Source organism: Mycobacterium asiaticum, from assembly GCF_001668675.1.
In the GTDB taxonomy this organism is placed as follows: domain Bacteria; phylum Actinomycetota; class Actinomycetes; order Mycobacteriales; family Mycobacteriaceae; genus Mycobacterium; species Mycobacterium asiaticum_D.
This window is the reverse complement of sequence record NZ_LZKQ01000266.1, coordinates 1-552: the sequence shown is the minus strand read 5'-3', so window position 1 is coordinate 552 and position 552 is coordinate 1. Positions and strand designations below refer to the sequence as shown.

Here is a 552-nt window from a genome sequence, read left to right as displayed (position 1 = left end):
TCGGCCTTGTTCGGAAAGTAGTGGTACAGGCTGCCGCTGGTCATGCCGGCGGTCCTGGCGATCTCGCGGATCGAGGCCTGCGAATATCCCATCTCGGCCACACAGCGCATGGCTGCGGCGATGATGCGTTGCCGGGTCTGCTCACCGCTGGCGCCGACCGGCCGGCCGAGCTGGGAGCCGACGGTCACCGGGTACCTCCGAACGGCGGAACTAATTGATCGGTCGAATATATTCGACCATGGTCGACCGGCAGGACAGGACAGGACCCGTATGACGCGTAGCCAGTTGGGCCGTCCCGTCGGCGCCGTCGGCGGGGAAACCCGAGAACGGATCATCGCCGCGACCATGAGATGTGTCGCGCAGGCCGGCTACTCGCGGGCCACCATTCGTGAAATCGCCCGCACGGCCGATGTCACCAGTGCCAGCCTCTACAACTACTTTCCGAACAAGGCCGAATTGATCAAGGCCACGATCGCGACGCGGGACGAAGCCGCCATGCCGCGGTTGCGCCAGGCCGCCCAGGGCCCGGGTGACATCGTCGACCGGGTCGAA

The 552-nt window shown here is 65.8% G+C and carries 2 protein-coding genes; one reads left to right on the top strand and one right to left on the bottom strand.

Annotated elements, in window-relative coordinates:
* A partial coding sequence (locus tag A9X01_RS31575) for a TetR/AcrR family transcriptional regulator (RefSeq protein WP_253849304.1) occupies positions 1-188 on the bottom strand: 188 nt, incomplete at its 3' end.
* Positions 189-270: 82 nt separating this feature from the next.
* Between A9X01_RS31575 and A9X01_RS22375 the strand changes: the two genes are divergently transcribed.
* The coding region (locus A9X01_RS22375) for a TetR/AcrR family transcriptional regulator (RefSeq protein WP_155772226.1) at positions 271-552 on the top strand (282 nt) is incomplete at its 3' end.